The 22,024-nt window shown below is 64.6% G+C and carries 21 protein-coding genes, 1 pseudogene and 1 riboswitch; of the genes and pseudogenes, 15 read left to right on the forward strand and 7 right to left on the reverse strand.

Going from position 1 to position 22,024, the window contains the following annotated elements:
- Window positions 1-16 precede the first annotated feature (16 nt).
- On the reverse strand, window positions 17-1,237 hold the full coding sequence (locus CK489_RS37755) for an acyltransferase family protein (protein WP_245350705.1): 1,221 nt from the start codon (window positions 1,235-1,237) through the stop codon (window positions 17-19).
- A gap of 248 nt (window positions 1,238-1,485) precedes the next feature.
- Between CK489_RS37755 and CK489_RS37760 the strand changes: the two genes are divergently transcribed.
- From CK489_RS37760 to CK489_RS37770, 3 genes are all read left to right on the forward strand, one after another.
- A complete protein-coding gene (locus CK489_RS37760) occupies window positions 1,486-2,175 on the forward strand; it encodes a L,D-transpeptidase (protein ID WP_050629933.1) in 690 nt (229 codons plus the stop codon).
- 184 nt (window positions 2,176-2,359) lie between these two features.
- Window positions 2,360-3,928 carry a DUF4403 family protein gene (locus tag CK489_RS37765; RefSeq protein WP_198961125.1) on the forward strand — a complete coding sequence of 523 codons (1,569 nt, stop codon included), beginning with the start codon at window positions 2,360-2,362 and terminating at the stop codon, window positions 3,926-3,928.
- 159 nt (window positions 3,929-4,087) lie between these two features.
- Window positions 4,088-5,302, forward strand: coding sequence for an ABC transporter substrate-binding protein (locus tag CK489_RS37770; RefSeq protein ID WP_050629935.1), 1,215 nt, complete (start codon window positions 4,088-4,090; stop codon window positions 5,300-5,302).
- Window positions 5,303-5,429: 127 nt separating this feature from the next.
- On the opposite strand, the gene CK489_RS41995 is transcribed toward CK489_RS37770, so the two are convergent.
- Both CK489_RS41995 and CK489_RS37780 read right to left on the reverse strand, forming a co-directional pair.
- Window positions 5,430-5,582 (reverse strand): hypothetical protein, encoded by a 153-nt coding sequence (locus CK489_RS41995; RefSeq protein ID WP_094194135.1) that lies wholly within the window; start codon window positions 5,580-5,582, stop codon window positions 5,430-5,432.
- 104 nt (window positions 5,583-5,686) lie between these two features.
- On the reverse strand, window positions 5,687-5,974 hold the full coding sequence (locus CK489_RS37780; RefSeq protein WP_245350707.1) for a hypothetical protein: 288 nt from the start codon (window positions 5,972-5,974) through the stop codon (window positions 5,687-5,689).
- A gap of 381 nt (window positions 5,975-6,355) precedes the next feature.
- Between CK489_RS37780 and CK489_RS37785 the strand changes: the two genes are divergently transcribed.
- Window positions 6,356-7,741, forward strand: a complete 1,386-nt coding sequence (locus CK489_RS37785; RefSeq protein ID WP_245350732.1) for a glycerophosphodiester phosphodiesterase family protein — start codon at window positions 6,356-6,358, stop codon at window positions 7,739-7,741.
- An 85-nt stretch (window positions 7,742-7,826) separates the two neighbouring features.
- On the opposite strand, the gene CK489_RS37790 is transcribed toward CK489_RS37785, so the two are convergent.
- A complete protein-coding gene (locus CK489_RS37790; RefSeq protein ID WP_050629937.1) occupies window positions 7,827-8,354 on the reverse strand; it encodes a PRC-barrel domain-containing protein in 528 nt (175 codons plus the stop codon).
- 363 nt (window positions 8,355-8,717) lie between these two features.
- On the reverse strand, window positions 8,718-9,095 hold the full coding sequence (locus CK489_RS37795) for a PRC-barrel domain-containing protein (RefSeq protein ID WP_095735902.1): 378 nt from the start codon (window positions 9,093-9,095) through the stop codon (window positions 8,718-8,720).
- A 287-nt stretch (window positions 9,096-9,382) separates the two neighbouring features.
- On the opposite strand from CK489_RS37795, the gene CK489_RS37800 reads away from it, so the two are divergent.
- On the forward strand, window positions 9,383-10,120 hold the full coding sequence (locus tag CK489_RS37800; RefSeq protein ID WP_029078975.1) for a response regulator: 738 nt from the start codon (window positions 9,383-9,385) through the stop codon (window positions 10,118-10,120).
- A gap of 2 nt (window positions 10,121-10,122) precedes the next feature.
- Complete coding sequence (locus CK489_RS37805; RefSeq protein ID WP_050629940.1) at window positions 10,123-11,481, forward strand: ATP-binding protein; 1,359 nt, start codon at window positions 10,123-10,125, stop codon at window positions 11,479-11,481.
- Between the two features lie 48 nt (window positions 11,482-11,529).
- On the opposite strand, the gene CK489_RS37810 is transcribed toward CK489_RS37805, so the two are convergent.
- Window positions 11,530-11,724, reverse strand: a complete 195-nt coding sequence (locus CK489_RS37810; RefSeq protein WP_095735903.1) for a hypothetical protein — start codon at window positions 11,722-11,724, stop codon at window positions 11,530-11,532.
- Between the two features lie 374 nt (window positions 11,725-12,098).
- On the opposite strand from CK489_RS37810, the gene CK489_RS37815 reads away from it, so the two are divergent.
- The 8 genes and pseudogenes from CK489_RS37815 to CK489_RS37850 all read left to right on the forward strand — a co-directional run.
- On the forward strand, window positions 12,099-12,626 hold the full coding sequence (locus CK489_RS37815; protein WP_095735904.1) for a lytic transglycosylase domain-containing protein: 528 nt from the start codon (window positions 12,099-12,101) through the stop codon (window positions 12,624-12,626).
- 177 nt (window positions 12,627-12,803) lie between these two features.
- Window positions 12,804-12,946: riboswitch (TPP riboswitch) on the forward strand.
- On the forward strand, window positions 12,934-13,947 hold the full coding sequence (locus CK489_RS37820; RefSeq protein ID WP_050629943.1) for an FAD-dependent oxidoreductase: 1,014 nt from the start codon (window positions 12,934-12,936) through the stop codon (window positions 13,945-13,947). (Overlaps the previous riboswitch by 13 nt.)
- Window positions 13,938-14,135 carry a sulfur carrier protein ThiS gene (gene thiS / locus CK489_RS37825; RefSeq protein WP_074130496.1) on the forward strand — a complete coding sequence of 66 codons (198 nt, stop codon included), beginning with the start codon at window positions 13,938-13,940 and terminating at the stop codon, window positions 14,133-14,135. Before CK489_RS37820 ends, thiS begins: the two co-directional genes overlap by 10 nt.
- Before the next feature lie 176 nt (window positions 14,136-14,311).
- Complete coding sequence (locus CK489_RS37830; RefSeq protein WP_095735905.1) at window positions 14,312-15,094, forward strand: thiazole synthase; 783 nt, start codon at window positions 14,312-14,314, stop codon at window positions 15,092-15,094.
- Window positions 15,081-15,689 (forward strand): thiamine phosphate synthase, encoded by a 609-nt coding sequence (locus tag CK489_RS37835; RefSeq protein WP_095735906.1) that lies wholly within the window; start codon window positions 15,081-15,083, stop codon window positions 15,687-15,689. The genes CK489_RS37830 and CK489_RS37835 overlap by 14 nt, the downstream gene beginning before the upstream one ends.
- 195 nt (window positions 15,690-15,884) lie before the next feature.
- Window positions 15,885-17,783: a phosphomethylpyrimidine synthase ThiC gene (gene thiC, locus CK489_RS37840; protein ID WP_050629945.1), complete on the forward strand. Its 1,899-nt coding sequence runs from the start codon at window positions 15,885-15,887 to the stop codon at window positions 17,781-17,783.
- 386 nt (window positions 17,784-18,169) lie between these two features.
- Window positions 18,170-18,565, forward strand: a complete 396-nt coding sequence (locus CK489_RS37845; RefSeq protein WP_050629946.1) for a hypothetical protein — start codon at window positions 18,170-18,172, stop codon at window positions 18,563-18,565.
- 46 nt (window positions 18,566-18,611) lie between these two features.
- Window positions 18,612-18,950: pseudogene (locus tag CK489_RS37850) on the forward strand (phosphomethylpyrimidine synthase ThiC); the annotation flags it as partial.
- A gap of 763 nt (window positions 18,951-19,713) precedes the next feature.
- On the opposite strand, the gene CK489_RS37855 reads toward CK489_RS37850, so the two are convergent.
- Complete coding sequence (locus tag CK489_RS37855; RefSeq protein WP_095735907.1) at window positions 19,714-21,381, reverse strand: flavin-containing monooxygenase; 1,668 nt, start codon at window positions 21,379-21,381, stop codon at window positions 19,714-19,716.
- 156 nt (window positions 21,382-21,537) lie between these two features.
- Here CK489_RS37855 and CK489_RS37860 point away from each other — a divergent pair, with 156 nt between their 5' ends.
- The gene (locus CK489_RS37860) at window positions 21,538-21,933 is read left to right on the forward strand and encodes a hypothetical protein (RefSeq protein ID WP_095735908.1); all 396 of its coding nucleotides are present in this window, start codon (window positions 21,538-21,540) and stop codon (window positions 21,931-21,933) included.
- The last annotated feature ends 91 nt before the right edge of the window (window positions 21,934-22,024 follow it).

Here is a 22,024-nt window from a genome sequence, read left to right on the forward strand (position 1 = left end):
GCGTTGTTGCCTCTCGTCAGGACGATCGCGCGCTCCGGCTGCCGCTCACGCTGACCGCAAGCGGCCCGATCTCCTCGAGCGGTCCGATCTTCTCGTCCGGCTCGAGCCGCTTGCGCGCCACGAAGGAGAAATGACGGCGCAGCTTCAGGATCGGCTTCTCGATGCAGTGCCAGGAGAACGCCGCGAACGCCGTGATCAGCACCAGCGCGAGGGCGAACTGGACGGTCAGCGACACATTCGGCAGCCACACTTTCACCACCTGCTGCATCGGAAAGCCATACAGATAGATGCCGTAGGAGTAGTCACCGTTCGGATACAGCGGCAGCCGCGGCAGATTGGAGACGCCGAGGAACACGGTGATATAGACCAGCGCCGGCGCGATGACGGCATTGAGGACGGGCTGGGTCATCCAGGCCGCCGGCCCGAGCAGTATGGCGCCGAGACAAAGCGCACAGCAGGCGGCGAGAATGCGCCCGTCATAGGGAATGCGGTCGCGGTAGAGGTAGACTACGATTGCGAGCAGACAGGCGACCGGCAATTTCGCACCGCGTCCGAGAAACAGCGCCGTGCTGAAGATCTTGTCATGCAGCGTGCCCGCGACGCCGGCAGGCAGCTGGGAGGGAGCAGCGGCATGCCCCGTGAAGGTCAGCGCGAGGCCGAGCCCCACCAGCACGACGACACCGATCACGATCAGTACCGGCTTGCGCAGCAGCCCCAGCGCCATGATGACCGCCATCACCGCGTAGCAGCCGTATTCGAATGGCACGGTCCACAGCGAACTGTTGACCTCCGGCGCGGGATTGCCGTTGAACACGCCCGGCAGCGTGTAGTTCACCAGGCCGACGACGTTGGTAAAGTATTTCCAGGTGCCGGCGCTGGTGAAATAGTCGGAGAGCGGCAGCGTCGTGAAGATCGGCCCGAGGATCAACGCCGACAGCACGATCTCGACCGCGAGCGCCGGAATGATCCGCAGGCCGCGATTGATCAGGAATTCCTTAACGCTGAGCCGCAGCCCGCTTGCGGCGATCAGAAACCCGCTCAGCGCGAAAAACATCACGAGGATCGCAAATTGCGGAAACCAGAGGACCGACGTCGGATCGGAATCGCCGCGACCGGTGGCAACATAGGGCGTATGGCCCGCGACGACGGCGATCGCGAGCGCCACACGGAGAAAATCGAACCCGGGACCAAAGCCTTTCTGCCGATCCAGCATGCTCCCAATCGAAGGCGCTGGCATGATTTCCACTCCATTCCGAACCACGCCTTCGGACAGCAAGGGCCGTGCCAGGAAAAATGTCTTGGGACGGGACACCTCCCGGCAACCCGGCCTTAACCCTTCGACGAAACACGGACGAAACAAACCCCTAACGCCACGAAACCATTTTGGCGATTTCGTGCAAACGTCCTGAAACGCCTCACCTGTACTGGTTTGACCCAACGACGCGCCGGAACTGGCGCGCAGGGCGCAAACAACAGGGGTCGACAATGTTCAATTCCATCAAGCTGAACGCACGTCTCGCTGCCGCCGCCTTCGGTGCGCTGGCAATTGGCACCGTTGCCTTCTCGAATTCCGCCGCGGCCGCTCCGCTGCCGATCTTCCCCTTCATCCTGACGCCGCCGACCGAGGCGGTGCAGCCGCCGGTGCAGTCGATGCCGCAGGCGCAGGAAGAAGACCGCTCCGTCGAATTGCCCGCCCGCCTGCGCCGCCAGGTCGTGGCCTATCCGACCCGCGAGGCGCCCGGCACCGTTATCATCGACACCCCGCACACCTATCTCTATCTGGTGCTCGGAGGCGGCCGGGCGATGCGCTACGGCATCGGCGTCGGCCGCGACGGCTTCACCTGGTCGGGCACCCAGACCATCACCAAGAAGGCGGAATGGCCGGATTGGACCCCGCCGCCGGAAATGATCGCCCGCCAGCCCTATCTGCCGCGCCACATGGCCGGCGGCCCCGGCAACCCGCTCGGCGCCCGCGCCATGTATCTCGGCGGCACCGTGTACCGCATCCACGGCACCAACGCGCCGGAGACGATCGGCACCCACGTCTCCTCTGGCTGCCTGCGGCTCACCAATGAGGACGTCACGGACCTCTATTCGCGGGTCAGCGTCGGCACCAAGGTGATCGTGCTGCCGATGACCGACCGCCGCGCCGATCTCGGCTCGGCCGTCCGCTAAGCCCCGACACATTCAGACATCGACGACGGCTCCGGCATCCATGCCGGGGCCGTTGTCGCGTTCATAATCGTTAACGTCCAGGTGATCGCTGCTTCCGCCCCTGAAGCAGCTTGATCCCGCCACACTGGCGCCGTCGTCGGGGGGCCTGTACAACCCGTCAAGTTGATTTTCATCCGGGGGGACGATGCGTCTACCGATGCATCCAAGGACGATCGCGCTCGGGCTCACGGTGGTGGTGCTCTCGTTCGCGATCAGCCTCAAGGCCATGGACTGGCTCGCACCGAGCGTCACCGTGCAGACACCGCCGCTGGTACAACTGCCGCCGCTGCCGCAGGCGCCGCGCTCCTCGACGGTCGTGGCGCAGGTATCGGTCGCGCTGTCGGCGATCCGCGATGCCGCCGAACGCGGTGCGCCGAAGACCTTCGGCGGCAAGGCCGACAACCCGGTCCAGCAAATCCTGCAAAATGCCGACATCGGCTGGACCGCGTCGCGCGGGCCGATTGCGGCCACCGGCGCGCAGGACGTGCTGACGCTGACGACCCCGATCAACGGCACGCTCAAGGTCACCGGCTCGCTGTCGGACAAGGCGACCGGCGCCGTCACCAACGCGCTCGGCAGCCTGCTCGGCGGCAATGTCGCCAAGCAGATCGGCTCCGTGAACATCAAGAACGTCAACGCCAATGCCGACATCAAGGGCAGCGTCACGCTGACGGCGCGGCCCAAGCTCGGCGCGTCCTGGCGGATCGAGCCGAACCTGCAGGCCCAGGTCAATCTCGGCGACACCGGCCTGTCGGCCGCCGGCGTCCGCATCAACGTGCCGGCGCAGGTCAAGCCTGTCATCGACAAGGCGGTCGCCGACCAGATTTCCGTGGTCGAGGCGCGATTGCAGAACAACCCGGTGTTCCAGAACGCCGCCCGCACGCAGTGGGCCAAGGCCTGCCGCTCGATCCCGCTGCAAGGCACCGGCGGCACCGCGTCGATGCCGCCGATGTGGCTCGAGCTGCGGCCGACCCGCGCGATCGCCGCGCAGCCGAAGGTCGATGCGTCCTCGCTGATCCTGACCATGGGGATCGAGGCCGAGACCCGGATCACGGAGACGCAGACCACACCGAACTGCCCGTTCCCCGACAAGCTCTCGATCGTGCCGCCGATGCCGAGCCAGGTCTCGGTCGGCCTGCCGGTCGACATGTCCTTCACCACGCTGACGCAACTCGTCGAGGCGCAGCTGAAGGGCAAGACCTTCCCCGAGGACGGCTCCGGCCCGGTCGACGTCACCGTCAAGAGCGCGAGCATCGCCGCCTCCGGCGACCGGCTCCTGATCTCGCTTCTCGTGCACGCCAAGGAGAAGAAGAGCTTCTTCGGCCTCGGCGCCGAGGCGACCGTGCACATCTGGGGCCGGCCGCGGCTCGACCAGGCGGCGCAGACGCTGCGGCTGACCGATGTCGAGCTGGCGGTCGAGTCCGAGGCCGCGTTCGGCCTGCTCGGCGCTGCCGCGCGCGCGGCGATCCCGCATCTGCAGCAGGCGCTCGCCGACCGGATGGTGGTCGACCTGAAGCCATTCGCGAGCAACGCGCAGCGCAAGATCGCCGCCGCGATCGCCGACCTGCAGAAGAACGAGGAGGGCATCCGGGTCGACGCCGACGTCAACAGCATCCGCCTTGCCGGCATCACGTTCGATTCCAAGACGCTCCGGGTGGTCGTGGAAACCGACGGCACCATCAAGGCCGCCGTCACCACGTTACCGGCGCTGTAACGAGGGCTGCCCGCTCCTGGCGGCGAGAGGCGAACGACCTCGGCCGCGCCCAGCCCCCCTGCGCATGCCCAAAAAGTCGTCTTTGCGACAGGTTGCCGCACCGGATAGAAGGTGCCCCGTGGAAGCGAACTTCGACCAAAAACCAGGGAGAGAAACACGATGAAATCGCTCTTGGCCGCAGCGGCGGCCAGCCTCGCGCTTGCGGCCTCCGGCACCGCGGCCAACGCCCAGATCTCCGACGACGTCGTCAAGCTCGGCGTGCTCACCGACATGTCGAGCCTCTATGCGGACGCCACCGGCAAGGGCTCGGTCGCCGCCGTCGAGATGGCGGTCGCCGATTACGGCGGCAAGGTGAAGGGCAAGCCGATCCAGGTCGTCGTGGCCGATCATCAGAACAAGCCCGACGTCGGCGTCAGCATCGCGCGCAACTGGTACGACAACGACAAGGTCGATGCGATCCTCGACGTCCCGACCTCTTCGGTCGCGCTGCCGATCTCGGCGCTGACGCGCGAGAAGAACAAGATCCATATCAATTCCGGCGGCGGCTCCTCCGATATCACCGGCACCGCCTGCTCGCCCAACACCGTGCACTGGACCTACGACACCTACGCGCTGTCGAACGTCGCCGGCAAGGCGATGGTCAAGCGCGGCGAAGACACCTGGTTCTTCGTCACCGCCGACTACGCCTTCGGCATGGCGCTGGAGCGCGACGCCGCCAACGTCGTCAAGGAGACCGGCGGCAAGGTGCTCGGCGACGTGCGACATCCGCTCAACTCGTCGGACTTCTCGTCCTTCCTGCTGCAGGCGCAGGCCTCCAAGGCCAAGGTCGTGGCGCTGGCCAATGCCGGCGGCGACACCACCACTGCGCTGAAGCAGGCCGCCGAGTTCGGCCTGACCCAGGGTGGCCAGAAGCTGATCGCGCTGCTGATGGAGATCACCGACACCCACGCGCTCGGCCTGAAGGCGACGCAGGGCCTGATCGTCACCGACGCCTTCTACTGGGACATGAACGACGAGACCCGCGCCTTCTCGAAGCGCTTCAACGAGAAGGTCGGCCACATGCCGACCATGATCCAGGCCGGCCTCTATTCGGCGACCATGCATTACCTGAAGGCGATCGAGGCGATCGGCACCGACGAGGCGCCGAAGGTGATGGAGCAGATGCGCAAGACGCCGATCAACGACTTCTTCGCCAAGAACGGCCATATCCGGATCGACGGCCGCATGGTGCACGACATGTACTTGTTCGAGACCAAGAAGCCCGAGGAATCCAAGAACGAGTGGGATCTCTACAAGCTGATCGCCACCGTGCCCGGCGACGAAGCGTTCCGTCCGCTCGACAAGGGCGGCTGCCCGCTGGTGAAGTCGAACTGACGCACGCCGCCGCGAACGGCCGGGTCCTGAATCCGTGCCCGCCAAGAGCCAAAGAAAACGCGCCCGGCCATACCGGGCGCGTTTTTCATGTCGCGGCAGCCATCGATGATTGCGTCGTCAGCCGGCGCTATCCGGCATTCGCGCTCGGGATCATCCACGTCGAATAGGTCTGCCAGACGCCATCGCCGAGATTGCGTTGATAGGCGATGAAGTCGGCATGGTCGCCGTGCACGAGCTCGTAACGATAGTACCTTGAGAGGTCGTCGATCTGCTTGGTCATGGGACGTCTCCGTCGTCAGGGAAAGTCACTACATTTCCACGTAGTCAGGACGCGTCTGCGGTCAATAGGATGATACTTATCATTCAATCACAGACGCGCGAGCTTCAGCGGCCGGCGCGATGCGCGCGGGCACGCGGCGCGTCAGCGATGCCGACGCCGCTCTCCAGCGCCTGGAGCCTCTGCAGCACCGCGGGCGGCTCGAGCACCAGCCTGGCCGCAGGCGTCGGCGCGCCGTTGTTGAGCACGTCCCGATAGGGATAGAGCGCCTGGAAGGCGGCCGGCTCGGAGATCGCGGCCTGGGCCGAGGCCGCCGTCGCCGCGACGGCGGACAACGCCGCAGCCAGCGCAATGGGTTTGAACATCCTGGCGAGGTGGGAAATCCTGGTGGTCATGGTAACGCTCCTGCGATTTACATCGCATACGATTAATTCGCTCGCGCTTGATAAAGGCACGACGCGGCCTGCTTTCAAGTATCCCGATTTAATCGGATACGATTTATTCGGGCGCGGGCCTTCAAATATCCGTGTGACCCGCGGGCCATGCGCCGCCGGCAAGGCCGCTCTGTTCGCGCGGCCGGCGCTTTCGGAAATTCTTCCGGTGGACTGCGAAGGACCGACCGGCGACAAACGCGCGAGTGAACCACGCGTGCGCGACCGTGGCAGTCATCGGACTGTCAGGAGACTGAGACAAGAAGACGCCTGCGTCGGCCGCGTCGGCTCGGCACTGTGGCATCGGCCGATGCCGGAAAGAGATGGAGCGGGCCCGTGAAGCAGATGCGTTCAGGACGGAAACAACACATTGGAGCGATGCTGCTCGGCGCGGCCTTGGCGGCGCTGCTGCCGTCGATGGCATCGGCGCAGACCGCCTCGGCACCATCAGGCGCAAAACCCTTCCTGACCGTCGACGGCAAGTTGCCGCTGGTCATCGGACATCGCGGCGTGCCGGGCCTCGTGCCCGAGGAGACCGAGGCATCCTATGAGCTGGCCGCCGACCTCGGCACCGACTCGCTCGAGGAGGACCTGCATCTGACCAAGGATTGCGTGCTCGTGGCGCGGCATAATCCATGGCTCGGCGACAACACCAACGTCGCTGAAGTGGCGAAGACCAACGCGCAAGTTGCGGCCCGTAAGCGCACGGCGCCGGGCGTGCCCGTCAAGGTGAAGTGGGCGCAAACCCCCAGCAGCGGGCCAGCCGAATACCTCACCGATCTGATTGATCCGGCCGATCCCAAATCGGTGCTGAAAGCGCTGATCGTCGACGGCGACGACCACACCAACGATTGGTCGATCACCGATTTCACCATGGCCGAGCTGAGGCAGTGGATCGCCGGCACCACCTATGATGCGGCCAACGAACGGCCAAAACTGTTCAACGGCAAATTCCCGATCATCAGCTTCCAGGACATCATCGACATCGCCAAGGCCAAGAGCAAGGCGACCGGGCGCACGATCTCGGTCTATCCGGAAACCAAGAATCCGACCTGGAACAACGCCCAGGCGATCGCCAACGGCTGCGGCGCGCCCGGCAGCCATCCGCTCGAGGATGCCCTGATCAAGATCATCAAGGAGAACGGCCTCAACTCGAAGGACGCGCCGATCATCGTGCAGAGCTTCGAGCCCGGCAGCCTGAAATACATGCGCAGCCATGGACTGGAAACGCGGCAGGTCCAGCTCATCGACGGCAACGGCGTCGACTTCAAGACCGGCAAGGTGCTGCTCAACAACATCGCCAATTCCCGTCCCTACGACTGGACGGTCGCAGGCGACGGCCGCACCTTCGATGCGATGCTCACCCCGGAAGGCCTCGCGGAGATCAAGACCTATGCCGACGGCATCGGTCCGTGGAAGGCCCATATCGTGCCGTACAAGATCTCGCCGTGGAAGGACGCTGGCGCCGACGGCAAGCCCTACAAGGGATCGACCGCGGAGGCTTCGACACAGGATGCGACCAGCGTGATCGCCGACGCGCACAAGCTCGACCTGTTCGTGCACGTCTTCACGTTCCGCAACGAGAAGAAATATCTGGCGGCCGACTATCGCGGCGACCCGGCCCAGGAATATCTCAGGTTCTTCCGTCTCGGCGTGGACGGGGTGTTTACGGATTTCACCCACACCGGCGTTGCCGCCCGCGCCGCTTACTTGCGCGAACTGGGCTGGTGAGGCTGGCGACGCAAGTTGCGCTCGGCATGGCAAAACGCGCCCGGCATCACCGGGCGCGCTTGTCTTTTGCGCGACGCGATGCGCGTTACTGGGTCGTGTACTTGAACTCGGGCATCGCCTTCAGCTCATCCTTGGTCGCGTTGAACACGGCGTGGTCCGGATACCAGGGATTCGGCTTTGACGCTGTCGCCGCGGGCGCCGCGCCCGTGGTCGTCGTCTTGCTGGTGCTGCTGGCGCCGGCGCCGGTGTTCGAGGCGCTCGTATTGGCGACCGGCTCATTGACGAACTTCACCTTGTCGAGCGGCACGGCGACTAGGTGTTCGCCGACGCCAAGGAAGCCGCCGACGCCGATGACGACAGCCTTGATGGCGCCGCCCTTGTCCATCAGCAGATCATTGATCGAGCCGACGCTCTCGTTCTTGTCGTTGTACACGCTCAGGCCCACGACTTTCGACGCGCGCCAGTCCCCCGTATAGGAGGTTGGCGAGGTGGCCGTTGTCGACGCCGGAGGTGCCATCTTATTGTCGGCCTTGTCGGCGGGAGTCTGTGCGACCGCGACGGTCGCAAGCAGGGCCGAGCCGGCCACGCCGGCAACGATGGATTTGATCAACATATGCGCTCTCCTCAGTTCGCAAAATCGATGCTGGGAGAACCCGGGATGTGGGCTACCGTTCCTATCGGACCTGCGCTCAAAGGCCGCCCCCATGTGCAGGAACGCCATGGAAACAGCGCGGCAAGCCGGTGCTGTCGACCTTCCGCGGATGGAACGTCGCACGCCTTGACGAGAGCGATCGTGATCTTTCAAGTGGGCTGCGGTTGAGCCTCACGACTGCGCCGGACGCGCAGTCCCCGATGTGACGATGTTCGGCTCACTAAGTCGTCTCGGCGAACCGCGCTGCACAAGCGGACACGCGCCCCCGCAGCAGCCGCATCATCGATCGACATGCGTCGATCATGCGCACGCCTGACAGCGCGCTCAGAAGCCGCCCCAATAGGGCGGCACGCCGTAGAAGCGATGCAGCTCGACTTCCTGCGAGCGGTCGCCCCAATCGAAATCCTTGTCGGCGCGGAACGACGGCGCGCGCTTCAGCTCGTCATCCTCGATGTCGAGCTCGTAGGCTTCGAACTTCGTGTTGTAGTGCAGCCGGCCCCACGGCAGCGGAATTAGATTGGTTCCGATCCCGAGGAAGCCACCAAAGCTCAGCACCGCGTACGACACCTTGCCCGAGATCTTGTCGATCATCAGCCGCTCGATGTGCCCGATCATATCGCCATTGGCCCGGCGCACCGCCGTCCCCTCGACGCGATCGCTTGCAATGAGCTGATGCGGCCTTGTCCTGACATCGACAGACATCTCACCCTCCCTGTCCGGAAAGAGAAACAACGCGTCGCCGGGGGAACGGGTTCCGGCCCCGGATATGACAGCCGCCCTTCCCTTCTCGGCCCGCCACGGCGGCCCGGAGCGGAGCTCGGACCTTGGAGAGTTCGACCCGCATTTCAACGGATTAGGCTTGATGACAGAACGATAACTTTTCACCGCTCCACCGACCTGTTAACCCGTTCTGCCGGGCAAGATTTCAGACATACACTGAAACAAAATTCCTGAGCCGCTTCCCCCGAATCACGGACAAAAGAGTCGGTATGACCCAGGCTGCGCCCAATATCCTCGTCGTCGAGGACGACCGCGAAACGCGATCCCTCATCGCAAAATATCTCCGCACCAATTCCTGCCATGTCACGACCGCCTCCGACGGCCGCGAAATGGCCAAGGCCATGACCGATCACCGGGTGGATCTGCTGGTGCTCGACGTCATGCTGCCCGGCGAGGACGGCCTCAGCCTGTGCCGCAAGGTGCGGGCGGAGTCGCAGACGCCGATCATCATGCTGACCGCGCGCGGCGAGGACGTCGACCGCATCCTCGGCCTCGAGATGGGCGCCGACGACTACCTGGCCAAGCCGTTCAACCCGCGCGAGCTGTTGGCGCGGATCAACGCGGTGCTGCGCCGGCAGGCCGCCGCACGCAACGCCAGCGCGATCGAGGGCGCGACCACGCTGAGCTTCCTCGGCTGGCGCATCGACATCCGCCTGCGCGAGCTGCGCAATCCCGAAGGCGCGCGCGTCGCGATGACCAGCGCCGAGTTCGACCTGCTGCGCACCTTCTGCGAACGGCCCGGCCGCGTGCTGTCGCGTGACAGCCTGCTCGACCTGACGCAGGGCCGCAGCGCCGGCTCGTTCGAGCGTTCGATCGACGTGCTGGTCAGCCGCATCAGGCGCAAGATCGAGCCCGATCCGCAGGAAGCCACCATGATCAAGACGGTGCGTTCCGGCGGCTATGTGTTCACTCCGAGGGTGGAGGCGGTTGCCGCCACGAGCAACTGATCATGAAGCTGCTGCGTGTGCTGAGTCTGCGGGGGATCGGCGCCCAGATGGCGGCGCTGGTCGTCGTCTCGATCGTCGCGCTGCACCTCATCATCACCGCCACCTTCCTGATCCATCGCCCTGACAGGCCGGAGCCGTCCGATCGCTGGCACACCCAGCTCGCCGCCGCCGCGCAATTGCTCGGGCACGCCCCGGCATCGGAGCGGCCGCGTCTCCAGGCCGATATCATCAGAGCCTTCCCGCAGCTTGCGGTCAGCGACCTGCCAGCCGATACCAGCGGGCTCACCGAGACCGACCCGCCGAACCTGCACGCGCTGCGCCGGCTGGGCGCCGGCTATCATGTCTACTCCCTGCCTCGCGAGGCGGGCAGCACGTCGCGTGACGGCGAGATCCGCCGCGTCGCGATCCGCCTGCCTGACGGCAGCATGTTCGGCGCGAACCTGATGCCGGACCAGCACCTGCGGCCGTTCTGGGGCGGGCCCTGGATGATGACGGTGCTGTTCGCCGTCATCAGCGTCACCCTGCTCGGCCTGTGGGCGGCATGGGCACTGACCGCGCCGCTGTCGTCGTTCGTCAAGGCCGCCGAGACCTTCAGCCTGAACGGTGCCGCCGCGCCGCTGCCCGAGCGCGGCCCCGAGGAGATCCGCTCGCTGGCCAAGGCGCTGAACCGGATGCGCGAGCGCATCACCGCACTGATCGACGACCGCACCAAGATGCTGGCCGCCATCAGCCACGACCTGCGCACGCCGATCACGCGGATGCGGCTGCGCGCCGAGTTCATCGAGGACGAGACCCACCGCCACCGCATGCTGCGCGACCTCGACCAGATGCGCTCGATGCTGGAATCGGTGCTGTCGTTCCTGCGCAACGACCGCAAGCTCGAGGAGATGACGCTGGTCGACATCGCGAGCACGCTGCACCTCGTCACCGACCAGTTCGCCGACATGGGCCACAAGGTCAGCTACGAAGGTCCGCAGCATGCGATGGCGACCGCGCGGCCCGCCGACCTGCATCGCAGCATCACCAATCTGGTCGACAATGCCGTACGCTTCGGCGGCGAAGTCGCCGTCCGCCTCGACGTCAGGCCGGATCGTCTCGTCATCGACATCGAGGATGACGGCCCCGGCATTTCGGACGCGCACAAGGCGAGCGTGCTGGAGCCGTTCGTGCGCGGCGACCAGGCGCGCAACATGGATGAGGCCGAAGGCTTCGGCCTTGGCCTGTCGATCGCCAACGCAATCGTGCTCGCGCACGGCGGCACGCTGTCGCTGCACGATCGCAAGCCGCACGGGCTCGTGGTCCGGATCGAACTGCCGGCGCGGCAGCAGCCGCAGCAAGTGGCGCGCAAATCCGCGGCCTGATCAGGCTGACCTGATCGGCGACGACGAAGCTGACCGATAACTAGGGCGTCAGGCGGCGAGCGGCGTGAGCTGCGCGGTATCGTAGATCGCGACAGCCTCGAAGCGGTAATCGCAGGCGCGGCAATTCCACAGGAACGACGTGCGCCCCTCGCTGTGCTCCACCCAATCGGGGCGGGCAATCGGCTTGCCGCATTGCGCGCAGGGGTTTTCGCGAGGCATGTAGCCGGTGTCCTGACGGACCATGGCGCATCTCCCGAATGTTGTTTCTTTGCGTGCTTTGGAACGGACAGACGTGCTGACTCAACACGCGCGCTCTGTCGTTCGATCAGTGTAGACCCTTGTTGAGTCGTTTGCACGACAAACCGCTGTGGATAGCGTGCGGCAAAATCGGCAGAGAGTTTTGCGGTCAAGTTCTCTGCTCGGACAATTTTCAGCTGAGACAATTGAAGCAGACAATTTGAAGCATCTCGCAATCGCGTCGTGCCGCTCACCGCGGGGCCGGACAATCACGGACGCGGAACGTTCGCTGATGCGAAGGTTTTGCCACATTCCTGCCCGCTCGCCGTACCAATGAGACCGCAGAACCGACGCGCGTTTGATCACCCGGGCGATCCGAGATGAAGACACTTCAGACCCTTAGCTGCCTTGCCACCGCGATTGCGGTGCTGGCGTCCTGCGCCGGTGCGCATGCACAATCGCGCGCGCAATATGAGGCGATGGTGGCGGCCGAGGCCCAGGCCAATCTGGTGCCGGAGGAGCTGGTGCATCGCGTCATCGTGCGCGAGAGCAAATACCATCCGCAGCTGATCGGGCGCGGCGGCACCATCGGGCTGATGCAGATCAAGCTCGGCACCGCGCGCGGCCTCGGCTACACCGGTACCGCCGAAGGTCTGCGCGACCCCGGCACCAACCTCAAATATGGCGTCAAATACCTCGCCGGCGCCTATCGCGCCGCCAATGGCGACCACGACCGAGCCGTGCGTTATTTCGCGGGCGGGTATTACTACGTCGCAAAGCGGCAGCGCGGCGGTCACCTCAAGGAAGCCAAGCATGGCGGCGCAGGTGCACCGCCCAAAGAGCTCGCCAAGTCGGACCAGATCGCGGCCGACCCTGCCGAGCCGAAGCCGGAACAGGCCGAGAAATAAAGCCGATCGCGTGCGCCGAGCGCTGACGCGCTGGCGCAGTTCTGGCCATCCCCGAGGCGCCCTCTCACCGCAAATCACGCGACCCTGCGGCTGCAACCTCCTGTGAGGCGCTGCGGCGCCACGGCACGCCTGCCGCTGGCATACACGTTGACACAGAAGCCCATCCGCCTACATTAGGGGCGTTCCGAGGGGTGCTCCGAAGGAGGAGCTGAGATACCGCAAGCTTGGGCCTCGCCAGTAGGCGAACAGTCCGGGACCGCGGTGACCCTTTGAACCTGATCCGGGTCATGCCGGCGAAGGGACAGGGATGTATCAGACGTTACGACCGCGGGGGGATTCCCCCGTCACCATCATCGGCGCAGGCATAGCCGGCGCCTGGCATGCGCTATTGCTCGCAGAGGCCGGACGTGCCGTCACCCTGCATGAGCGCAGTGACGCCGGGATGACGGAATCCACAAGCCATTGGGCCGGCGGAATGCTGGCGCCCTGGTGCGAGGAGGAGGCCGCCGAGCCCGTCATCACCCGCCTTGGCATCCGCTCGCTCGATCTGTGGCGGCAGCATTTTCCGGAAACCCCGTTCAACGGCTCGCTGGTGGTGGCGCATCCGCGCGACCGCGCCGACTTCGAGCGCTTCGCCCGCCTCACCACCAATCACCGCAGGCTCGATGCCGAGGGCGTTCGCGAGCTGGAACCGTCGCTTGAGGGCCGCTTCCGCGAGGGGCTGTTCTATCCCGACGAGGGTCATGTCGAGCCGCGCCGCGTGCTGCCGCGGCTGCATGCCGCGATCGCCAAGGCCGGCGGCGCCATCAAGTTCGGTAGCGATGCCGAGGCTCATGATCTCGACGGCCTCGTGATCGATTGCCGCGGGCTCGCCGCGTGCGACCGCGAGCCGAGCCTGCGCGGCGTCAAGGGCGAGATGATCATCATCGAAACCGCCGAGGTCGAGCTGTCGCGTCCGGTGCGGCTGATCCATCCGCGCTGGCCGCTTTACGTGATCCCGCGCGGCGACGGCCGCTTCATGCTGGGCGCGACCACGATCGAGGCCGAGGACAATGGCGTCAGCGTGCGCTCGGCGCTGGAGCTGCTGGGGGCGGCTTACGTCGTGCATCCGGCGTTCGGCGAGGCGCGCATCGTCGAGTTCGGCGCCGGCCTGCGCCCGGCCTTCCCCGACAATCTGCCGAAAATCAGGATCGAGCAGGAACGCATCACGGTGAACGGACTCTACCGTCACGGCTTCCTGCTCGCACCCGCGCTGGCCGAGCTGACGCTCGCCTATCTCCAGCGCGGCGAAATCGACAATGAGGTGATGCAATGCGCGTGATCGTCAACGGTGAGCAGCGCGAGATCAACGCAGCGAGCGTCGACGCGCTCTTGGCCGAGCTCGACTACGAGGGCACGCATTTCGCGATCGCGGTGAACTACGACGTGGTGCCGAAGGGCCGCTGGGCGGAGACGCGGCTTCAGGCCGGCGACGAGATCGAGATCATCACGCCGCGGCAGGGAGGGTGATGTGAGTTTGTTTGCACACTCCCTCCACGGGTCGTCCCTGCGAAAGCAGGGACCCATACTCCGCGGCCCTTCAGTGAGGCACGCGGGGCAACGTTCCCTCCGGCAATTGCCGGTCGTGGTTATGGGTCCCGGCCTGCGCCGGGACGACGGCACGGTTTGAGGAGACACTACGGACCATGGTCACCTTCTACGGCAAAACCTTTCCCTCCCGCCTGCTGATCGGCACGGCGCTTTACGCCTCGCCTGCGATCATGCAGAACGCGATCCGCGCTTCCGGCGCCAGCATCGTCACGGTGTCGCTGCGGCGCGAGGCGGCGGGCGGCAAGACCGGCGATGCGTTCTGGTCCTTGATCCGCGAGCTCGGCGTCACCGTGCTGCCGAACACCGCGGGCTGCCGCAGCGTGCGCGAGGCGGTCACCACCGCCAAGCTGGCGCGCGAATTGTTCGGCACGCCCTGGATCAAGCTCGAGGTGATCGCCGACAACGACACGCTGCAGCCCGACGTGGTCGGCCTGGTCGAGGCCGCGACGATCCTGATCAAGGACGGTTTTGAGGTTTTCCCCTATTGCACCGAGGATTTCTCGGTCGCCTCGCGGCTGGTCGAGGCCGGCTGCAAGGTGGTGATGCCGTGGGCCGCCCCGATCGGCAGCGCCAAGGGCATCACCAACCGCGACGCGATGAAGCTTTTGCGCGACCGCCTGCCCGACATCACGCTGGTGGTCGACGCCGGCCTTGGCGCGCCGTCGCATGCGGCGCAGGCGCTCGAGCTCGGCTACGACGCGGTGCTGCTCAACACCGCCGTCGCAAAGGCCGCCGACCCGGTTGCGATGGCCAATGCTTTCCGCCTTGGCGTCGAGGCCGGCCGCACCGCCTATGAAGCCGGGCTGATGGAAGCCCGCGACTTCGCTTCCCCCTCCACCCCTGTCGTTGGGACCCCGTTCTGGCATGCCGTATCCTGATCCGTTCTATCCCGTCGTCGACAGCGTCAAGTGGGTCGAGCGACTGACAAAACTCGGCGTTGGCACCATCCAGCTCCGCGCCAAGGAGCTCGACGATGCCGAGGCGCTGCAGATCGTCAGCGACGCACTGGCCGTCACGAAGGGCACGCCCACAAAGCTCGTCGTCAACGACTACTGGCGCGCGGCGATCGTCGCCGGCGCCGAGCATCTGCATCTCGGCCAGGAAGACCTCGCCGACGCCGACCTCGGCGAAATCCGTAAAGCGCGGCTGACGCTCGGCGTCTCCACCCATGACGATGCCGAACTCGCCACCGCGCTCGCCGCCAGGCCGGACTATGTCGCGCTCGGCCCGATCTTCTTCACCACGCTGAAGTCGATGCGGTTCGAGCCGCAGGGCATTCCGAAGATCACGGAATGGAAGAAGCGGATCGGCAATATCCCGCTTGTCGCGATCGGCGGCATCAAGTTCGAGCACGCCGCCGAGATCTTCGCCGCCGGCGCCGATTCAATCGCCGTCGTCTCCGACGTCACCCAGAACGCCGACCCCGACGCGCGGGTGCGGCAATGGCTCGGCATCCGTGCGGAGGCCGCGTGATGCAAATTCCACACACCCTGCTGTCATCGCCCGGCCTGTGCGCAATTGCGCACATGGACCGGGCGTCCAGTACGCCGCGGCGTCTCCGTATCCCCCGCGGCCTCTGGAATACTGGATCCCCGCTTTCGCGGGGATGACAGCGGTAATTGTTTCTCGCGCAGCAATGCCAACGAATTGAAGTAAGGAGGATCCCTCATGAACATCCGCTCCAACCCCGACACCACCCGTCCCGCCGTCACCACCGGTTCGCTGCCCGCCTCGCGCAAGATCTTCGCGACGCCGGCGAGCGCGCCCGATGTCCGCGTGCCGCTGCGCGAGATCATCCTGTCGGAAGGCGCCGGCGAGCCGAACCTGCCGGTCTATGACACCTCGGGTCCCTACACCGATCCGGCCGTCACGATCGACGTCAACTCCGGCCTGCCGCGCAATCGGCTCGCCTGGGTCAAGGAGCGCGGCGGCGTCGAGGAATATGAGGGCCGCACCATCAAGCCGGAGGACAACGGCAATGTCGGCGCATCCCACGCCGCCAAGGCGTTCACCGCGCACCACAAGCCGCTGCGCGGCCTCGACGGCCACAAGATCACCCAGCTCGAATTCGCCCGCGCCGGCATCATCACCAAGGAGATGATCTACGTCGCCGAGCGCGAGAATCTCGGCCGCAAGCAGCAGCTCGAGCGCGCCGAGGCCGCGCTTGCCGACGGCGAGAGCTTCGGCGCCTCGGTGCCTGCCTTCATCACCCCCGAATTCGTCCGCGACGAGATCGCGCGCGGCCGCGCCATCATCCCCTCCAACATCAACCATGCCGAACTCGAGCCGATGATCATCGGCCGCAACTTCCTGACCAAGATCAACGCCAATATCGGCAACTCGGCGGTGACTTCGTCGGTCGAGGAAGAGGTCGACAAGATGGTGTGGGCGATCCGCTGGGGCGCCGACACCGTGATGGACCTCTCGACGGGCCGCAACATCCACACCACCCGTGAATGGATCCTGCGCAACTCGCCGGTGCCGATCGGCACCGTGCCGATCTACCAGGCGCTGGAGAAGTGCGACGGCGATCCCGTCAAGCTGACCTGGGAGCTCTACAAGGACACCCTGATCGAGCAGTGCGAACAGGGCGTCGACTATTTCACGATCCATGCCGGCGTGCGGCTGCCTTACATCCACCTCACCGCCAACCGCGTCACCGGCATCGTGTCGCGCGGCGGCTCGATCATGGCGAAGTGGTGCCTCGCGCATCACAAGGAGAGCTTCCTCTACACCCATTTCGACGAGATCTGCGACCTCATGCGCAAGTATGACGTCTCGTTCTCGCTCGGCGACGGCCTGCGCCCGGGTTCGATCGCGGACGCCAACGACCGCGCGCAATTCGCGGAGCTGGAGACGCTCGGCGAGCTGACGAAAATCGCGTGGGACAAGGGCTGCCAGGTCATGATCGAGGGCCCCGGCCACGTGCCGATGCACAAGATCAAGATCAACATGGACAAGCAGCTCAAGGAATGCGGCGAGGCGCCGTTCTATACGTTGGGCCCGCTGACGACCGACATCGCGCCGGGTTATGACCACATCACCTCGGGCATTGGTGCGGCGATGATCGGCTGGTTCGGCTGTGCGATGCTCTGCTACGTCACGCCGAAGGAGCATCTCGGTCTGCCTGATCGCAACGACGTCAAGGTCGGCGTCATCACCTACAAGATCGCGGCCCACGCCGCCGACCTCGCCAAGGGCCACCCCGCGGCGCAGCTCCGCGACGACGCGCTGTCGCGCGCCCGCTTCGACTTCCGCTGGCAGGACCAGTTCAACCTCGGCCTCGACCCCGAGACCGCGAAGAACTTCCACGACGAGACCCTGCCGAAGGAAGCCCACAAGGTCGCGCATTTCTGCTCGATGTGCGGCCCGAAGTTCTGCTCGATGAAAATCACCCAGGACGTCCGCGACTACGCCGCGACGCTCAACGACCCCTCGGGCGTTGGCGCATCGATGTCAGGCACCATCGAGGACGGCATGGCGACGATGAGCGCCAAGTTCAAGGAGATGGGCGAGAACCTGTATCTCGACGCGGACAAGGTGAAGCAGAGCAATCGGGTGTTGTGAGGGCATCGCCCTCACCGCTCGTCATGCCCTGGGCTTGACCCGGGCATCCATCAAGAACGAAGAGACCGGGCGATCGCCCGGTCTTTTTGCTTTGGAGGCGCGCACCCACGAGCTCACTGCCTATGCGCGGATCATACAGGCCCGATCACGACGGCAGCCGGCCCAAGACCGAAGCCTAGCGCTGCGGCAGAGACACCCGCTGTCCCGCCAAACCATTGATTTGGATCAACGGAAGATCCGCGATCTCGTCGCTTTCTATGATGCCCAACAGCGAGGGCCCGCGTCGGGGTGTCATCCCGCTCCCTCCAAATAGACGATGTAGCGACAATTCCACGTCAGGCGGCAGAGATTGCAGCGCAGCCCATTGCCTTCAACTGGAGAGTTTCATGAAGACCTTCAATGCGGTGCTATTCGTACTTCTCGTTACGCAATCGGCATCGACACAGGCTGGAAGTCTGGACGGAGCCTGGACGATGGACGCCTCTGCCTGCAATCAGATCTTCACCAAGGAGAACAACAAGCTCGCCTTCAAGCGGGATGCCGATCTCCACGCCGGCGGCTTGATCGTGCAGGGAAAGCAAATCACCGGCACATTTCAAAAATGCACGATCAAATCGTTGCACGATGACGGGCAGAATGTCCGGCTGATCGCAGCATGCTCGGACGGCATCGCGATTTCAGACGTCACATTCGACGTGAAACTCTCTGGCGAGAACACGATCACGCTCAGCTCGAAGGAACCGGTGTCGGTGGAGACGCCGTATGTTCGCTGCTCGATGTGAGGTCGGTGGCGACGGCTAAGGTAGGTCAGCCGAAGGCGTAACCCACCGATGCCGGTTCGACTTCCGCCGGGAGAACCGGTTCAACCTCGGCCTCGATCCGGACACCGCGAAGAACTTCCACGATGAGACCTGCCGTAGGAAGCCCACAAGGTCGCGCATTTCTGCTCGATGTGCGGCCCGAAATTCTGCTCGATGAAGATCACCCAGGACGTCCGCGACTACGCCGCGACGCTCAACGACCCGATCGGCGTTGGCGCATCGATGTCAGCCCGCCGAAGTCTCGGCGAAGGCGGGCATGGCGACGATGAGCGCCAATTTCGAGGAAATGGGCGAGAGCCTGTATCTCGACGCGGAGAAGGTGAAGGAGAGCAATCGGGTGTTGTGAGAAAATCCTCCGTTGTGGTGCCCGGTCTTGAACGGGCACCACAAAATCTAACTCGCAGACAACGGATCGAAGTTTCGTATCTCGATTTTGTTCTCCTTGAAGATATCGAGTATCTCCTTGGTCTTTGTTCTAAACCAATCTTCGTCGCTCCAAAGATGACGCTCAACGAAAAGACTACCCATGCCAGCAAGCAAGACCAATTCAAAGCGATGCACTTGGCCTTGACGGAAACCATAAGCAGAGGTGTTCGTAATGAGGCCTCCTCAGCAAATACGCATTTAGCGCTTTCTCTTTGTGATTCTGGAAGTCGAACTTACCTTCCAAAGGCTCATCATCGGAACAATCACAGGATATCGACTGCCCACCACATTTCGGGCATCTCTCGACGTCGCACCCCGCAACGTGGAACTGCCCCCTTATCACTCCGCAATCGCCGCAGCATTGTCGACCTGCACCCCAGTCCTCTGGCTCATCCCCGTAGGGTACGCGAGGGTACACTTGTCCGCCTATTTCAAAGGCGGTGACTTCCTGCGCGGCCCTAAGGTTATCGGGCCAGATAGCAATGTCTTCTTCACCGTCATTAGCGACATTTGCTTCTCGGTCGTCCATTGGCAAACCCGGCGAATTGAGTTACACGCAATGCTAGCGCATCAATCCTCGAACCTTAAAACAGTTGTAGGCTAGGTTCAACGATGGATGGCCGGTTCGCACGCCCTAGCGTGCATTGCATGAGGCCGAGGTCGCGCCGAGAATAGACGAAAATCTAAGCCGACGCGCCAACCGCCGCTTGCGCGTCCCCCTGCGCCCCGGCACCAAACGCGATCTCCTGATATCCCCCCGCCGCCACGCCGTTGATGATCCCCAAGAACTTCGGCGTCCCGCCGTTGTAGACGAAGTACCGCACGGTCCCTTCCTCGTGCCCCGCGACGTTGGAGTTGTAGCCGGTGAACCACGACTTGGCTTTGCGCATCAGCATGATCTCGTACATCTTGACGACGTGTGCGGTCCAGCGCTCCTGCGCCTCCAGCGTCGCGTCGGCGCGGGTCAGGCCACGGTCCCACATGTATTGCAGCAAATTGGTGCACCAGTTGACGCCATTCTCGATGCCGCGCGGGAAGTTCGTCGACGCGGAGGCGCTTTGCGGGCCGGTCGGCATCAACAGGTTCGGGAAGCCGTGCACGAGCATGCCGAGGAAGGTCGATGGCGCCTGCTTCCATTTGTCGGCGAGTTTTTCGCCGCCGATGCCAGTGATGTCGATCAGGTCGTAGGCGCCGGTGATGGCGTCGAAGCCGGTGGCGTAGACGATGATGTCGAACTCGTAGTCGCGCGCTGATGTGCGCAGGCCGGTTTCGGTGATCCGCACCAAGGGCGTCTCGGAGAGATCGACGAGATGGACGTTGTCGCGGTTATAAGCCTCGAAATACCGTGTCTCCAGCGGCAGGCGCTGCACGCCGAAGCCGTGATCCCTGGGGATCAGCTTTTCGGCAATCTTGGGATCGTTGACGCGGCCGCGGATGCGGCCGGCGATATATTCCGACAGTTCCGCATTGGCGGCTTCATCCATGAAGATCTCGCGGAAGTTCGCGAGCCAGATGCCGAAGCCGGGTTCGTCATAGAGCTTGTCCCAGAGCTTGAGCCGCTCCTCGCGGCTCACCTCGTAGAAGCCGCGCTTGTCGGGGCCATGCACGAAGCTGCCCGGTGTCAGCGCGCAGGCGGCGAAGATCTCGTCGTAGCGCGCGCGGATGTCGGCCATTTCAACGTCCGATATCGCGCTGTTGTTGAGCGGCGCGCTCCAGTTCGGCCGGCGCTGAAACACCGTGAGCTCGCCGACCTTGTCGGCAATCTCGCCGATAAGCTGGATGCCGGTGGCGCCGGTGCCGATCACGGCGACTTTCTTGCCGGCGAGATCGACCGGCTCATGCGGCCAGTAGTAGGTATGGAACGAGCGGCCCTTGAAGTCCTCGATCCCGGGCACGCGCGGCATGGTCGGCGCCGACAGCAGGCCGATCCCCAGCACGACGAAGCGGCAGGTCAGTTCGCGGCCGTCACTGATCCGGAGCTGCCAGAGGTCGCGCGCCTCGTCGAACTGCATGGCCTCGACCTTGCAATTGAACTGCATGTGGCGGCGCAGGTCGAACTTGTCGGCGACGTAGTTGAGGTAGCGCAGGTTCTCCGGCTGACCGGAGAAGCGTTCTTTCCAGTGCCACTCGTCGAGCAGCTCGCGCGAGAACGAGAAGCCGTAGGTGTAACTCTCCGAGTCGAAACGGCAGCCGGGATAGCGGTTCCAGTACCAGGTGCCGCCGAGATCGGGCGCGGCTTCCAGCACGGTGGCATCGATGCCGAGATCGGCGAGCCGCTTGATCTGGTAGATGCCGGCGACGCCGGCGCCGACCACGATCACCTCGTAATGGGTTTTCGCCTCTCCCGTCATGGATTGCTCCCGAAATTCTTCTTGATCTGTTGGGCCGGATTACAGACCGTTTTGCCGGATCAGGCAACCGGGCGCGTCGCGCGCGACTTGCGTTGAGACGCTGCAAGCGCCACATCGATCCCTGCATTGCAATGCGCGGAAATCCGGACGAGCGACATGGACGACAATCTCACCGGCGTCTGGGACGGCAGCTACGTTCAGCCGAGCGGCATGGTCACGTTCCTGGCGACGCTGATCGACGCCGGCGGTGCACTCGGCGGCAGCGTGACCGAACCTTGCGTCGCACCGGGCTGCCCGATCAGCACCCACAATGCTTCGCTTTCCGGTCACCGATCAGGCAGCGCCGTCACGTTCGTCAAGCGCTACGAGCCGGCTGGTTACGGCTACGACATCGTGCACTATGAAGGCGCGGTCAACGCCGACGCGACCGAGATCGACGGCCGCTGGAGCATCCGCGGCACGGCGTTTTCGGGACGGTTCCTGATGGTGCGCGCGACCGGGCCGGCGCAGGCGGTGACGACCGAAGACGAGATCAAGGAGCCGGTGCGTTAGCGCTGACGAGATCAGCGGAACCGAGCCGCGACCTCGCGCCGCGCACGGCAGGCAATCGCATATGCCTACGGCCACGTCCCGCAGTTCAGGA

This window comes from Bradyrhizobium sp. UFLA03-84, from assembly GCF_002289535.1.
In the GTDB taxonomy this organism is placed as follows: Bacteria; Pseudomonadota; Alphaproteobacteria; order Rhizobiales; family Xanthobacteraceae; genus Bradyrhizobium; species Bradyrhizobium viridifuturi.